At 29.5% G+C, this 14,540-nt stretch carries 14 protein-coding genes; 12 read left to right on the top strand and 2 right to left on the bottom strand.

Translation table 11 applies throughout. The features are described from left to right. Window positions 1–3: 3 nt before the first annotated feature. Genes CA_RS11280 through pseG form a run of 9 tightly spaced genes read left to right on the top strand, consistent with a single transcriptional unit; the run spans window position 4 to window position 9,770 of the window. Window positions 4–1,026: a UDP-N-acetylglucosamine 4,6-dehydratase family protein gene (locus CA_RS11280; RefSeq protein WP_010965492.1), complete on the top strand. Its 1,023-nt coding sequence runs from the start codon at window positions 4–6 to the stop codon at window positions 1,024–1,026. Window positions 1,027–1,039: 13 nt separating this feature from the next. Then, window positions 1,040–2,623, top strand: a complete 1,584-nt coding sequence (locus CA_RS11275; protein ID WP_010965491.1) for a CgeB family protein — start codon at window positions 1,040–1,042, stop codon at window positions 2,621–2,623. An 11-nt stretch (window positions 2,624–2,634) separates the two neighbouring features. After that, a complete protein-coding gene (locus CA_RS11270; protein ID WP_010965490.1) occupies window positions 2,635–3,021 on the top strand; it encodes a VOC family protein in 387 nt (128 codons plus the stop codon). Window positions 3,022–3,033: 12 nt separating this feature from the next. Continuing rightward, window positions 3,034–3,705, top strand: coding sequence for an HAD family hydrolase (locus CA_RS11265; protein ID WP_024026199.1), 672 nt, complete (start codon window positions 3,034–3,036; stop codon window positions 3,703–3,705). Window positions 3,706–3,716: 11 nt separating this feature from the next. Further along, complete coding sequence (locus CA_RS11260; RefSeq protein ID WP_010965489.1) at window positions 3,717–4,475, top strand: cytidylyltransferase domain-containing protein; 759 nt, start codon at window positions 3,717–3,719, stop codon at window positions 4,473–4,475. A 15-nt stretch (window positions 4,476–4,490) separates the two neighbouring features. Beyond that, a complete protein-coding gene (locus tag CA_RS11255) occupies window positions 4,491–5,438 on the top strand; it encodes an ATP-grasp domain-containing protein (protein ID WP_010965488.1) in 948 nt (315 codons plus the stop codon). Window positions 5,439–5,484: 46 nt separating this feature from the next. Next, window positions 5,485–7,656, top strand: a complete 2,172-nt coding sequence (locus tag CA_RS11250) for a glycosyltransferase (RefSeq protein WP_014518963.1) — start codon at window positions 5,485–5,487, stop codon at window positions 7,654–7,656. Window positions 7,657–7,675: 19 nt separating this feature from the next. Beyond that, the gene (gene pseI / locus CA_RS11245; RefSeq protein ID WP_010965486.1) at window positions 7,676–8,728 is read left to right on the top strand and encodes a pseudaminic acid synthase; all 1,053 of its coding nucleotides are present in this window, start codon (window positions 7,676–7,678) and stop codon (window positions 8,726–8,728) included. A gap of 22 nt (window positions 8,729–8,750) precedes the next feature. Continuing rightward, the gene (pseG, locus tag CA_RS11240; RefSeq protein WP_010965485.1) at window positions 8,751–9,770 is read left to right on the top strand and encodes a UDP-2,4-diacetamido-2,4,6-trideoxy-beta-L-altropyranose hydrolase; all 1,020 of its coding nucleotides are present in this window, start codon (window positions 8,751–8,753) and stop codon (window positions 9,768–9,770) included. 97 nt (window positions 9,771–9,867) lie between these two features. Here pseG and CA_RS11235 read toward each other — a convergent pair whose 3' ends face one another. Both CA_RS11235 and CA_RS11230 read right to left on the bottom strand, forming a co-directional pair. Next, complete coding sequence (locus tag CA_RS11235) at window positions 9,868–10,785, bottom strand: DUF1919 domain-containing protein (protein WP_010965484.1); 918 nt, start codon at window positions 10,783–10,785, stop codon at window positions 9,868–9,870. Window positions 10,786–11,194: 409 nt separating this feature from the next. Then, window positions 11,195–12,112 carry a DUF1919 domain-containing protein gene (locus CA_RS11230; RefSeq protein ID WP_010965483.1) on the bottom strand — a complete coding sequence of 306 codons (918 nt, stop codon included), beginning with the start codon at window positions 12,110–12,112 and terminating at the stop codon, window positions 11,195–11,197. A 135-nt stretch (window positions 12,113–12,247) separates the two neighbouring features. Between CA_RS11230 and CA_RS11225 the strand changes: the two genes are divergently transcribed. The 3 genes from CA_RS11225 to gmd all read left to right on the top strand — a co-directional run bounded on the left by CA_RS11225 (window position 12,248) and on the right by gmd (window position 14,536). Further along, entirely contained in the window at window positions 12,248–12,421 is a 174-nt protein-coding gene (locus CA_RS11225) for a YjfB family protein (RefSeq protein ID WP_010965482.1), read from the top strand. Window positions 12,422–12,952: 531 nt separating this feature from the next. Beyond that, a complete protein-coding gene (locus tag CA_RS11220; RefSeq protein WP_241393084.1) occupies window positions 12,953–13,201 on the top strand; it encodes a hypothetical protein in 249 nt (82 codons plus the stop codon). 267 nt (window positions 13,202–13,468) lie between these two features. Beyond that, window positions 13,469–14,536 carry a GDP-mannose 4,6-dehydratase gene (gene gmd / locus CA_RS11215; protein ID WP_010965479.1) on the top strand — a complete coding sequence of 356 codons (1,068 nt, stop codon included), beginning with the start codon at window positions 13,469–13,471 and terminating at the stop codon, window positions 14,534–14,536. Window positions 14,537–14,540: the final 4 nt, after the last annotated feature.

The raw sequence follows: 14,540 nt of genomic DNA, 5'->3' as shown, positions 1-14,540 counted from the left end.
AAAATGGGATACTTTACAGGAAAAAATGTATTAATAGTTGGAGGAACAGGAACCATAGGGCATGGACTTATCAATGAACTTTTGAAAGAAAATCCAAAAGTAATAAGAATATTTAGCAGAGACGAGTATAAACAATTCTTAATGCAGAATGAATTTAGAGGGATTGCAGAAAAATTTAGATTTTTGATAGGTGATGTTAGAGATTATGATAGAGTAGAGAGGGCAATGAACGGCATTGATGTGGTATTTAACCTTGCTGCTATGAAACATGTACCAGCTTGCGAGTATAATCCAGAAGAAGCTATAAGAACTAATATAACAGGTATGGAGAATGTTATAAAAGCAGCAACATATCATAATGTGGAGTGTGTTGTTTTCACAAGTTCAGATAAAGCAATAAATCCTACTAATTCTTATGGAGCAACTAAGCTTTTAGCTGAAAAATTAGTGCAGGCAGCTAATTATAGTAAGGGAAATGTCAGAACAAAGTTTGTTGCAGTTAGATTTGGTAATGTAATGGGATCGAGAGGATCAGTAATACCCCTATTTAAAAAGCAAATTGAAGAGAATGCGGTTATAACAGTAACAGATCCTACTATGAGTAGATTTATGATGACATTAAGTCAAGCTGTAAAGCTTATAATGACAGCAGCAAAAGAGGCAACTGGAGGAGAGGTTTTCATACTTAAAATGCCTGTCATAAAGCTTATTGATTTGGCTAAGGTTGTAGTAGAAGAAACCTCAAGAAAATTGGATATAAATCCTGAAAGAATAAAAATAAAAGAAATAGGCTTGAGAGCAGGAGAAAGATGCTACGAGGAACTTATGACAAGAGAAGAATCTGTAAATGCGTATGATTTAGGGCATTCTTACGTTGTAATTCCATCAAGCTTTTATATAACAGATTATAAGTCTAAATATAGTAAATATAAGAAAGCAGAAATTGGAAGCTATAATTCCTCTAGTATTGAACCTATTACATTAGATGAAGTAAGACAACTTTTGAAAAACTGTGGACTTCTTTAATAGAGGTGATTTTGTGAACATTATTTTTGAGAAGGCTAAAAATGGCAATACTACTTGCAAAATTGAGGAAAGTAATAAAGCAAAATATCTTTATTCAAAATATTCTCCTGAGAAAGTAAGTATTAAAAAGAATTTCAATAGTAATAGTCTAATCATATTTGGATTAGGTCTTGGGTATGAGCTAAAGGAAATTTTAGATACATATTCAGGTGAAATATATGTTATAGAATGTGAAAAAAGTTTTGTTGAAGAAACAATGAGAAACAAAGCTACAGATCAGATTTTAGATAAAGAGAATGTACACCTGTATATAGGTGAACAATATAAGGATATTTGTAAAATAGAAAATTATTGTATTTTTTATAATGATAAAGTAACTGATTTGTATAAGGAATTTTATTATGAGGTGTTTAATTTTATACAGAATAAAAATAGAGACATAAAAAGTAAGAAAATAATGGTTTTTGACCATGTTACTATAGCGAGAGATTGTATGGAGGCATTTGAAAAGCTTGGATACAAGGTTATCAGACTTAAAAATATTAGAGAATATAAAGTTGAGGAGATTTTTAACTTCATAAGAGAATATCTGCCTGACTATGTTTTTACCATAAATTTTATATCAGCACTGTCAAATGTTTGCAGCAGTATAGGTGTAAAATATATATCCTGGACAGTAGACATACCTGATTATAGTTTTTATAAGGAAGAAGTTTTTAATAGTGTAAATTATCTGTTTCATTTTGATGAGGGAATAATCTCTGAAATAAAGAATCTTGGTGTGAAGAATGCGTATTATCTTCCTCAAGCGGCCAATACAAATAGACTTGATAATGTAAAGGCAGATGATAATGCTTTTCTAAAATACTCATGTGATGCAAGTTTTGTTGGAAATACCATAATGAAAAATGAATTTAATTCTATAGCAAATGATCTTAAAGATGAAGAGCTCAATACGATAGATGCTATTTTTAACTTACAGAAAAAATGTTTAAATCAGAATAAGATAGATGAAAATTTAAATGATGATTTAGTAGAAAAACTGAAAAAATTTTTTAGTAAGGAAAAAATGCCGCTTATGTCAGATAGAAGATTCATGTACTTTATATTGTCTAGAAAATTTGATGAACTTCAAAGAATAGGCATGGCAAAAGTGATTTCCGAAAAATTTGATTTTAAGGTTTATGGAGATTCATTGTGGGGAAGAGTATTTCATGATAACAAAGTTTACATTGGAAATGCAGAGCACTACTTAGAAATGCCTCTTGTATTTAAATTTTCAAAAGTAAATATAAACCTAATAAGATCTAGTTTTGAGTCAGGGCTTCCAATGAGAGTATTTGATATTATGGGAAGTAAAGGTTTTATGGCAAGCAGCTATAAAAAGGATTTAGAAAAATTTTTTGTAGATGGTAAGGACATGGTTGTATACAGGGATTTTAAGGACCTTAGTGATATAATTAAATATTATATATGCCATGAAGATGAAAGAGTGAGAATAGCTGAAAGCGGGTATGAAAAGGTAAAAAAATATCATAATTATGAAGTTCGATTAAAAGACATGATGAACATTGTTGAGAAAAATTCTTATAAGTAGGAGGCTTTAGAGTGAAAGTACACCATATAGGGTATGCTGTAAAGAATATAGATTCGGCACTTAAAAAGTTTAAAAGACTTGGATATGTTGAAGAGAGCGAAGTTGTCAGAGATGAAGTTAGAAAGGTGTATATACAATTTGTTATAAATGGTGGGTACAGGGTTGAACTAGTAGCTCCAGATGGAGAAGATTCACCAATCAATAAAACAATAAAAAAAGGAAGTACACCTTATCATATATGTTATGAAGTTGAGGACATACAAAAGTCTATTGAAGAAATGTCACAAATAGGATATACTCTTTTCAAAAAAGCAGAAATAGCTCCAGCCATTGATAATCGAAAGGTAGCCTTTCTATTTTCAACAGATATAGGGTTGATAGAATTATTAGAAAAGTAGGAGGCGTTTAAAATAATAAAGGCGGTTGTATTTGATTTAGATGATACTTTATATAACGAGATGGATTTTGTAAAGGAAGGTTTTAGGTGTGTTGCAACCTATATTTCAAATAAATACAATATGGATAAAGATAAACTTTTAAGTGAAATATTAGATATATTAAAAGCATATGGAAGAGGAAAGATATTTAATATTATTTGTGATAGGTATAAATTTAATGAAGATGTAGAAAGGCTAGTTGAAATATATAGGAATAGTAAGTCAAGGCTTACAGTTTACTCTGATGCTAAAGAAATATTAGATTGTTTTAAAGATAAATATAAACTGGGAATAATAACAGATGGAAAGGCATCAGTACAGTGGAACAAAATAAATAGTTTGGGAATCAAAAATTACTTTGATAAAATAATAGTAACAGATGATTTTGGATTTGAGTTCTGGAAGCCAAATGAGTTTGCTTTTAAAGAAATAATAAAAGCTCTTAAATGTGAGGCAAAAGAGGCTGTTTATGTTGGTGATAATCCTAACAAAGATTTTATAGGTGCAAGGAAGGTAGGGTTATATACTATAAGAATAATAAGAGAATTTGGTGACAATATGAGTTTAAATGCTAAAAAGGGATATGAAGCAGATACTTCTATTAAGAGTCTGCTGGAGCTTCCTAATATAATTAAGAATATATAGAGGGTGATAGTATGGGAAAAATCTTTTGCATAGTACAAGCTAGAATGGGTTCAGAAAGGCTTCAGGGAAAAGTTATAAAACCTATCTTAAAAAAGCCAATGGTTATATATACTCTTGATAGATTAAAGAAATCAAAATACATAGATAAAATTGTCCTTGCAACTTCATCGATGGAAAGGGAAACTCCTCTTGTTGAAAGCTGTGAAGAATATGGATATGATGTATTTAAAGGTTCAGAGGCAAATGTTTTAAAAAGGTACGAACAAGCAGCGGAAAAATACGGAGCGAATATTGAGGACGCAGTAATAAGGGTTACAGGAGATTGTCCTTTAATTGATCCTATAATAGTTGATAATGTAGTGACTAAGTTTTTAAGCAGTGATTACGATTATGTAAGGTTAGATGTTCCTAATACCTTTGTAAGGGGCTTTGATGTTGAAATCTTTTCAATGAAGGCACTTAAAACAGTAAATAGCTTAATAAATGGAGGGAAAATTCCAAAAGAAGAGGCAGACATGTATAAAGAACATGTAACGCTTTATATGTATAAGCATCCTAATGAATTTAAGGTTGGTTACGTAAAAGGAGACGAGTTTTATTCAAAGGATTATAGACTTTGTGTTGATACTAAAGAGGACTTTGAGTTAGTTAAAAATATATACGAGCATTTTAACGATGAATTTGTTTCTTCAAAAAATGTAATTAATTACCTTGATAGAAATAGTGAAATAGCACAAATTAATAATGATATAAAACAAAAAGAAGTTTAAATAGGAGAGTTTGAAATGAACATACTTTTGACAGCTGTTGGAAAGAGAGTACAGCTTATAAAATGTTTGAAAGAAAATGCAAAAATATATGGGTGTGATATTTCAAGTTTAGCGCCGGCATCTAAATTTGTGGATGGTTTTTATAAGGTAAAAAAATATAACGAGCCGGGATATATTGAAGATATTATAAGAATATGCAGAAATGAAAATATAGATTTTCTTATTCCTCTTTTTGAAAGGGAATTTCTAGATCTTTGTTCATATAGACAGGAGCTTAAAAAAGTTGGCACAGAGCTTCTATTAAGCGGAAAAACTATAATTGAGATTTGCAACGATAAGTGGAAATCCTATGAATTTTTTAAAGAAAATCAAGTAAAGTGTCCTATCACATATTTAAGAGATGAAATTCCAAGTGTAATAGAATATCCACTTATTGTAAAACCATTTGATGGTATGGGCAGCAGCAGTGTATTTAAGGTTAACAATAAAAGGCAGCTGGAATTTTTCCTTGAATACGTTGAAAATCCTGTAGTTCAGCAGTTTATAGAAGGGAAGGAATATACTATAGATACCCTTTGTGATCTTAAAGGAAATGTTATATTTGCAATACCAAGAGAAAGGTTAGAAGTACGTTCAGGTGAAGTTTCTAAAAGTAGAACGGTAAAGAATGAAAAAATTATAGAAGCAGTTAAGGATTTATGCAGTAAGCTCCAAAACACAGCTTCAAGAAATGGGGAAAATTTAATTGGACCACTTACTATACAATGTATTGTGGATAATCTAGGGGAGATATATTTTATAGAAATAAATCCTCGTTTTGGAGGAGGAGTACCGCTTTCCTTTAAAGCAGGAGGAGATTATGGAAGATATTTAAAAGATATTAGTAATGATTTAAAGGTAGAGCCGCTAGATGATTTTGAGGAGTTAACCATGTTAAGGTACGATGATGCTGTATATGTTTGAAAAATAGGGGAGTTGAAAACAATGCTGCTTGGCAGTGTTTAATATTATGAAAAATATATTATTGTGTTTTATTGAAGAAACAAAGGATGAAAAGTTTAATGCTTGTATTCAGAGTTTTGAAAAGGATGGTTTTGAGATACATGTTTTCAATGGTATAAATGAAAATAGTATAAAACCTCATAATGTTTTAAATGTTATGGATGTTTTCTTTGAAGATGATATTGAAGAAAACAGGTTTTATTTTTTATCCAATATAAAAGAACTTTTTATTTTAACATATAAATTATATAATAGGGTTTTCTCTAATTTTATATATTATGAAAGCAGTGAAGCTCGTTATAATGTTCAATTAGATGAGATATATTTAAATCTGCTTATAAATAAAAAAATAGATTATAAAATTTCAAAAAATATTTTCATAACTTCTAATGAAAATCCATTTATTGATGATATTTGTGGAGAAAATGTAAAAAAATTAGAGGATACAAAAGAAATATTAATAGAGGCCAAAGAAGATAAATTCCAAAGATATTACTATTTCAAGGATAAGTACTATATGTTTGAACCCTATGATGGAGAGAAGAACATAATAAGGTTAGATAATGGCAGTAAAAATGAAAAAATTAATTACTATAATACTATATTTATAAATAGCAATTTTGCTTTGGATAAATTTATAGAAGCTTTAAAAAATATATCGAAGTCAACAAAATGTTTTATGGAAAACTATGAGGCTTTTTTTAAGCTTGCGACTGATATAAAAGATGAGTATTTTAAGCTTAAACACTTTCAAAAAAAGTTCTATATAAAGCAATTAGAAAGTCTAACAGTATCCTTTGATGAATATGTTTACATTTTTGCTAATTCAATTATAATGAGAATGAATAGAAGTAATACCTATATAAATAATATATTGAAATGCGCTATTAATAGTAGAAAGCTTTCTTGTAACGAAAAATATTTTATTTTTTATCAACTTATTAGGCTTGAGTTTTTAAATGAAAGTAAAGGGGATAGTACTACATCAATTTTATTAAGAAAATTATATAGCAATATTTTAAGGGGATTTAAAGAAATAATTCCTTATAAGCTAAAACGCATTTATAAAAATGAGAGAAATAAAGATTTTGTAATAGTTACGGTTTCACAATTTCTTTCTTTAGGGCATGGACCAACAAAAACGGCGTTGGACAGATGCTATACATTAATAAAATCAATGAATAAAAGAGCTATACTAATAAATACTAAGGATATGCTTACTTATAAAGGTGTTATTCCGTTCTATGATATAAGCCCACCTAATATATTAAATGAGTATGATGGTGATAAGGAATTTCAGTATAAAGACTGTAAAATGAAGTTTTATCAATGTAGGGGCATAATGCCAGATTTGAACGAAATTATAAATATAATAGATTTTGTAAATAAAGAAAAGCCGTATTTTATTTTAAATATAGGAGGAGGAAACATAATATCTGATTTATGCAGCAAAATAGTTCCTGTAATAACTGAAGCAACAGTGATGGGGATACCAATAACTGAATCACAGTTCGCATTAATGGGAAAAAGGAAAACTGAAGAGGATATAAATCTTTTAAAGGTGCTTGGTAAAACTAATGAGCATGCTATAGAAAGTAATTTTACATTTGCATTTAAAGAGCAAAGTAAACATTATACTAGAGAAGATTTGAAGCTTCCACAGGATAAATTTCTAATTTTAATTGTAGGAGTAAGATTGGATTTAGAGATTACTGAAGAGTTTATTGACGCTTTAAAAGATGCAGTTAATTATGGAGGACATTTTGTGTTTGCAGGATATTTCAGTAAGTATTATGAAATTATCAAAAGAAATCAGTTGTTTTCTAAGCACTCTACATTTTTAGGCTTTCAAGAAGATATGCTTGCTGTGTGCGAAGTATGTGATTTATATGTAAATCCACCAAGGGTAGGCGGACAAACATCGGCAGCGGAGGCTATGTATAAGGGACTTCCAGTGATTTCGTTAAACTATGGAGACACCGCTGTGTGCGCAGGAGAAGAATTTTGCTCTTCAAATTTAAAAGAAATGGCCGATAATTTAGTAAAATTCATAAAAGATAAAAATTACTATAAGCTCATGTCTGAAAAAGCAAAAAATAGAGCAAACATGCTTTTAGATACACAAGCAGAACTTAAAAGAAACTTAGAAATTATAGAAAATAGTAAGCTGTTTTTTTAAAAGCTAAAGGAGGGAAAAAATGAATAAAGTCATAGACATTGGAGGAAAAAAAATAGGTGAAGGACAAAGAACTTTTATAATAGCAGAAATGTCTGCAAATCATAATCAGGATTTTGATAGAGCGGTAGAAATAATAAAAGCAGCTAAAAGGTCAGGAGCAGATGCTATAAAGCTTCAAACCTATACACCTGATACTATAACATTTGATTCAGATAATGAGTATTTTCAAATAAAGCAGGGAACCATATGGGACGGTACAACCCTTCACAAACTTTATGAAGAGGCATATACACCATGGCAGTGGCAACCTAAGTTAAAAGAGATAGCTGAAGAAGAGGGACTTATATGTTTTTCATCTCCTTTTGATAATACTTCTGTAGATTTTTTAGAAAAAATGGAGGTGCCAGCTTACAAGGTAGCTTCATTTGAGCTTACGGATATACCGTTTATTGAATATATAGCTTCAAAGGGTAAACCTGTTATAATGTCAACAGGAATTGCAGAAATGGGGGAAATTTACGAAGCTGTGGCCGCCTGCAGAAGGCAAGGAAATGAAAATGTTATACTGCTAAAGTGCAGCAGCTCATACCCATCTCCGTTAGAGGATATTAATCTTAAGACTATTCCCAATATGAGAGAAGCATTTAACTGCAGCGTAGGATTATCTGATCATACTATGGGATATTCTGTTGCTACAGCAGCTGTTGCATTAGGAGCAACTGTAATAGAAAAGCATTTTACACTTAAAAGAAGTGATGGAGGACCAGATTCTGCTTTCTCAATGGAGCCAGAAGAGTTTTCAGCCATGGTTAAAAGCATAAGGGAAGTAGAAAAGGCTTTAGGAAAAGTCACATATGAACTTACAGAAAAACAAAAAAACAGCAGACAACATTCAAGGTCTTTGTTTGTTGTAAAAGATATAAAAAAAGGCGAGACATTTACAAAAGAAAATGTTAAGAGTATAAGACCAGCATTTGGATTAAAAACAAAGTATATAGAAGAGGTAATTGGGAAAAAGGCCAGAGTAGATGTTAAAAAGGGTACACCTTTGGACTGGAACTTACTAGAATAATAATTAAAAAGGTGTGGTATAATTGAGGATTTTAATCAGAGCCGATGGAGGCAGGGATATAGGTATGGGTCATATTATGAGAACCCTTACCTTAGCAAGAGAACTTAATAAATATTTTGAGGTTATATATGTTTGTAAAACTGAAAATGAGGACAGGAAGACTAGTGTTAATGGAAAATATGCAAAGGGTATCCACAAAATTTTATCCAGTGGATTTAAGGTAAAGATTGTAAGAGAAAATAATATGGTGGAAGATTTATACGAAATTAAAGGCGATATATTAATAACGGACAGTTATGATGTAAATGAAGAATATTTTAAAAAAACTAGTGAAATGTTTCATAAGACCATATACATAGATGATATGTGCCTTTACGATTTTAAAGATGTTGACATGATTATAAATCAAAATATAAATGCTGATAATTTAAAGTATGATGCAGCAGGTAATAAGTCACTTCTTTTAGGGTGTAGATACGTAATGCTGAGAGATGAATTTAAAGATTTAGGAGCAAAAATAATAAGAAGAAAAGTTCGTGATGTAATGATTACAACCGGAGGTGCAGATCCATTTTTGTTGACGCTTAAGCTCCTTTATTATTTGAAACAGGAAAATTACAATTTTCATGTAGTTGTTGGTTCCTCTTTTGATGACATTTATGTAGAGAAATTAAAAACCTATGAGGAGTTAAAAAATATAAATTTTTATTATAATGCAAATATGAAGGAATTAATGAAAAAATGTGATGCATGTATATCAGCTGCAGGAAGTACACTATATGAGCTTTGTAGCGTAGGTGTTCCGTCTCTTTCGATTACGGTAGCTGAAAATCAAAGCAAGGCAGCAGAAAAATTTGATGCTCTTAAGATAATAAAAAATCTTGGTTGGCACAATGAATTAACAAGAGAAAAGGTACTAGAAGAAATAAATAGTTTAAGTAATGATTATAATAGAAGAAAAAATGTTTCCATGACTTCTCAATCGATTATTGATGGCATGGGAACTCAAAGAATAGTTGAGAAAATACTAGATATGGTGTAGGTACACAGTTTAATAGAGTCTAAATATAAAATCCACTGGTTTCACCAGTGGATTTTATATTACAAGTAAAAAATGGATTATTTAAATGTATAAGATTTTATTTCTCGCGAATAAAATCTTCTTCACCACAAAGCATTTTTAAAATATCACACGATTTTTCTAACCAACTCATATCCATTGTATATTGTTCCAAATTACTGTTTGATGTTCGCGCAGCATAATTTATGCACCTCCAAATGTAACGAGGAAAAAATGCAACTGATTTATATTTCATAGGCTTAGGATGAAAACAAACTTTATTTTTGTATGGTAAATTATCAAATCTTTTTACAAGTTTCTCATTATCGTCTTTTATCAACATTTTTACGAATAGATTTTTTTTATTTATTCTAGTTTTTCTTTCATCCCAATCGTTTTTTGCCTCTGCAAATGAAGCTTGATGGTTAAAGTTTAATATAATTTTGTTATCTCCTGTGCCTAAAGAACCTTTTGGCATAGTACATGAATATACGTTTCCTTCCTGCTCAACCTTTAATTCTTGTTCTAAATAGTAATCCATATTTTCTAAAAATTTTATATAATCATCGTTATGTATATAAAAATTAATAAAAGGAGAATTAAATTTAAATCCTAAATAGCTGCTTACAAGCCCTCCCCAACAGTCATCAGATATTATAGTAATGGGGTTTTCAATTAGTTTGCAATATCTTTTAAAATCAAAATTAGAAATGAAAAAAAACTTACCGTTTAATATTTTCCTTTCTGGTATGCCTAGTTCAAGAGCCTCATTTTTAATATCTGAGTATCTTTCTTTATTGAATATTATTATATAGTCAAATTCATAATTTGATATTTCTGTTTTATCTATTACTTCCTTTCCGTCAATATATTTAGCGTATTTATCTTTTGATATTAGTGCTTCAATGGATAAATTTCCTTTTGATATTTCAAATAATAGTTTGTCGTATGCCAATGTGTATTCATCATTAACTCCCCAAATTAAGCATTTGTACATTTTATCTCCTCCTACTTACAAAACTATTAATATTATCGAATAAATTTAATATATAATTATAGTATACGTGAAATAAACTTATGAATACTATAGAATAATTTTACATATAATCGTTAAATGAAATAAAATATTACTATTTAGATTAAAGCTTAAAATTTTATATGAAAGTGCAGTGAAAGGATTTGAAAGTAAAGGTAAATTAAGTTGCAAATCTTGCTGTATTTGAAATGGCAATGAGTAATTATAAGGAAAATATAAAATACGAAGGATATGATAGAAGCTATGAACCCGAGATAGGGTAAATAGTATTGATGTTAGAGTATAGAATTAAAAAGTTATTCCATTAATATAAAAAGTGGTGCTGCTCTAAGATTAGTGCAATACCACTTTTGTTTACATATATAATAGTTTATTTCTCACGAATAAAATCATCTTCACCACAAAGCATTTTTAAAATATCACATGATTTTTGTAACCAATTTGTATCCATCACAAAATAAACTAAGTCGTAATTCGATGTTTTTCTAGCCATATTTTTGCATTTCCAAATGTAACGAGGACAGAATACAATGGATTTATACTTCATAGGTCTAGGATAAAAACAAACTTTATTTTTATATGGTAAATTATCAAACCTTTTTACGAGTTCTTCATTATTTGCCGGTAGAGTCATTTTTATAAATAAATTTTTTCTATTTATTCTTTTTTTTCTTCTTTCCCAATCATTTTTTGCCTCTTCGAATGATGCATTATGATTAAAATTTATTATAATTTTGTTATCACCTGAGCCTAATGAGCCTTTGGGTATATCACATGAGTAGACATCTCCCTCATCGTCAACTTGTAATTCTTGATCTAAGTAATAATCCATATTCTCTAAAAATTTCATATAATCATCAAGTTCTAAGAATAAATTAATGAATGGTGAATTAAACTTTAATCCTAGATGATTACTTATTTTTCCACCCCAACAATTATTAGAAATAATAGTAATAGGGTTTTCGATTAATTTGCAGTATCTTTTAAAATCAAAATTAGAAGTAAAAAAAACCTTACCATTTAGTATTTTTCTTTCTGGTATACCTAGTTCAAGGGCCTCATTTTTAATATCTGAGTATCTCTCCTTATTAAAGATTATTATGTAGTCAAATTGATAATTTGATATTTCTGTTTTATCTATTACCTTCTTTCCGTCAATATATTCGGCGTATTTATCCTTTGATATTAGTGCTTCGATGGATAAATTTTTCTTTAATATTTCAAATAACAGTTTATCATACGCCATAGTGTATTCATCACTAACTCCCCAAATTAAACATTTATACATTGAATCTCCTCCTAAGTACAAAACTATTAATATTATCGAATAATTCAAACATATGATTATAGCATATGTGAAACAATTTGATTATAAAGATAAAATATGTTATAACGATAATTAAATTGTATAAGGAGGGATTTTATGGATATAGCGCTTTTGGCAACAATTAATAGTAATGAAAAGGTAAATGAAGCTGCAAATCTTGCTGTATTTAAAATGGCAATGAATAATTGTAAACAAAATGGAGAAAATACGGCAGATATGATAGAAGCTATGGATCCTAATAGGGGAAATAATATCGATATTAGAGTTTAACAACTAGCAAATTATTGTTATGGTATGCTAATGAAATATATTTTTATTAGCATGCTATGCTTAAGTTTCATATAGTAACTTGAGTCATAAATACTATATTATATATGGGTGCATGGATAATAGATATAATATGTAGAAATAAAAAAGATTCCAGATATAAATATAAACAATGATATTTTCACATGTTATGATTATGAAAAGAACAAACCTCTTATATTTAGCACAAAGTAACAGGTAAGAGATTTATATATTAAAAAGAAAAAAGCTAAGTTAAATAGCAATTATAATATATATATACGGATATCAATAATGGAAAGGAATAAGATGAACATAAAATTTTTATTGGTATGCATGTGTATAATGGTGAAAGCGTATAAAGTATGCTATAGAATCAATTATCAGGCGAACATATCAGAACTGGAGTCTTTTTATATCAGATAATAATTTTACTGATTCAACATATCAAAATAGAGAGATTTTATTTTAAAATATTTGATGAGGTTATGCAGGCTGTATATTACCGTAACTATATTGGAAAATAAAATACTTGAGCTTGAAAAAATTGAAGATAGATTTGAGAAACTAATTAGAGATAAAAAGGATATATTATATACTGATAGATTTTTTAATGTAATATTGTCTGAGAGTGATAGAGAATATGCATGTAATTATGATTATACATATAATTTACTGAAAAGCACATGGTATCCAGTTTTTAAAAGTAAAATAAACATGTTAAATGGTAAGTTAGGTCAGTATAAAAATCAAAAAAATAAATAATAAGGAAGCTGCTTATGACAAATTAAGGTGTCATAAGCAGCTTTTTTATTATTTATTTTACAGTCTATGAAAATGTAGAAGAGATATATAAATAAATTTTAGTAGCAATAACGTATATATAAAATTCATAATGTCCTAACTAAGAAAAAAGTTTTAAAATGCAGAAAAAAATACGCAATTTAAATTTTATAATAAATAAATACTAATTTGAAAATAATATTAACGCAAATAAATAAATTTATAAAGCTTAACTAAGGAGGAATTGATTTGAAAAAAGCTATTATAACCGGAATAACTGGGCAGGATGGGTCTTATTTAACAGAGTTTTTATTAAAAAAGGGTTATGAGGTTCATGGGATAATAAGACGTGCCAGCTCTTTTAATACCAAAAGAATAGATTATTTGTTTGAAGATCCAAAGATAGGTAATAAGTTATTATTTCTTCACCATGGAGATTTAACAGATTCAAGTAATATTAACAGGCTATTAGAGAAGGTTCAGCCAACTGAAATATACAATTTAGCTGCTCAAAGCCATGTTCAAGTTTCATTTGAGGTTCCTGAGTATACAGTAGAAACTGATGCAGTAGGGACTTTAAGATTTTTAGATGCCATAAAGGAATTAGGAATTAAGTGTAAGTTTTATCAAGCGTCTACATCAGAACTTTTTGGTGGAATGCCAGGAACAGCGCCTCAAAGTGAAAAAACTCCATTTTATCCTAGAAGCCCGTATGCAGCAGCTAAGCTTTATGCATATTGGATTACTGTAAATTATAGGGAAGCATATGGTATTTTCGCTTGCAATGGTGTTCTTTTTAATCATGAATCCCCAAGAAGAGGAGAAACTTTTGTAACAAGAAAGATAACTAGGGCGATTGCAAATATTATAGAAGGAAACCAAGATAAAGTTTCACTGGGAAACTTAAATGCTAAACGTGACTGGGGATATGCAGGTGATTATGTAGAAGCTATGTGGTTAATGCTTCAGAAAGACACACCTAAAGATTATGTAATTGCAACAGGGGAAACTCATACTGTACGTGAATTTGTAGAAAAAGCCTTTAAATTTGCAGGAATAAAGATAAAATGGATTGGGCAGGGAATTGAGGAAAAGGGAATAGACTTAAAAACAGGTAAAACACTTGTGGATGTAAACCCTAGATATTTCAGGCCAACTGAGGTTGAACTTCTTTTAGGAGATCCATCAATGGCTGAAAGGGAACTTGGGTGGAGGCGCAAAGTGAATTTTGAGGAACTTGTTTACATGATGGTTGAGGAGGACTTGAAGAAAACACGTATAACTAATGTAGATAGGGTGAGAGAACTGTTAACATAAGGAA

This window comes from Clostridium acetobutylicum ATCC 824 (assembly GCF_000008765.1).
GTDB classification, from domain to species: Bacteria; Bacillota; Clostridia; order Clostridiales; family Clostridiaceae; genus Clostridium_S; species Clostridium_S acetobutylicum.
The sequence above is the reverse complement of the archived record's forward strand: the minus strand, read 5'-3'. Positions and strand labels throughout refer to the sequence as shown.

What these genes read in the sequence shown, in the direction of transcription:
- CA_RS11280 (WP_010965492.1), top strand. Translation starts at nt 4, where the DNA reads ATGGGATACTTTACAGGAAAAAATGTATTAATAGTTGGAGGAACAGGA.
- CA_RS11260 (WP_010965489.1), top strand. Translation starts at nt 3,717, where the DNA reads ATGGGAAAAATCTTTTGCATAGTACAAGCTAGAATGGGTTCAGAAAGG.
- CA_RS11255 (WP_010965488.1), top strand. Translation starts at nt 4,491, where the DNA reads ATGAACATACTTTTGACAGCTGTTGGAAAGAGAGTACAGCTTATAAAA.
- CA_RS11250 (WP_014518963.1), top strand. Translation starts at nt 5,485, where the DNA reads ATGAAAAATATATTATTGTGTTTTATTGAAGAAACAAAGGATGAAAAG.
- pseI (WP_010965486.1), top strand. Translation starts at nt 7,676, where the DNA reads ATGAATAAAGTCATAGACATTGGAGGAAAAAAAATAGGTGAAGGACAA.
- CA_RS11235 (WP_010965484.1), bottom strand. Translation starts at nt 10,785, where the DNA reads ATGTACAAATGCTTAATTTGGGGAGTTAATGATGAATACACATTGGCA.
- CA_RS11230 (WP_010965483.1), bottom strand. Translation starts at nt 12,112, where the DNA reads ATGTATAAATGTTTAATTTGGGGAGTTAGTGATGAATACACTATGGCG.
- CA_RS11225 (WP_010965482.1), top strand. Translation starts at nt 12,248, where the DNA reads ATGGATATAGCGCTTTTGGCAACAATTAATAGTAATGAAAAGGTAAAT.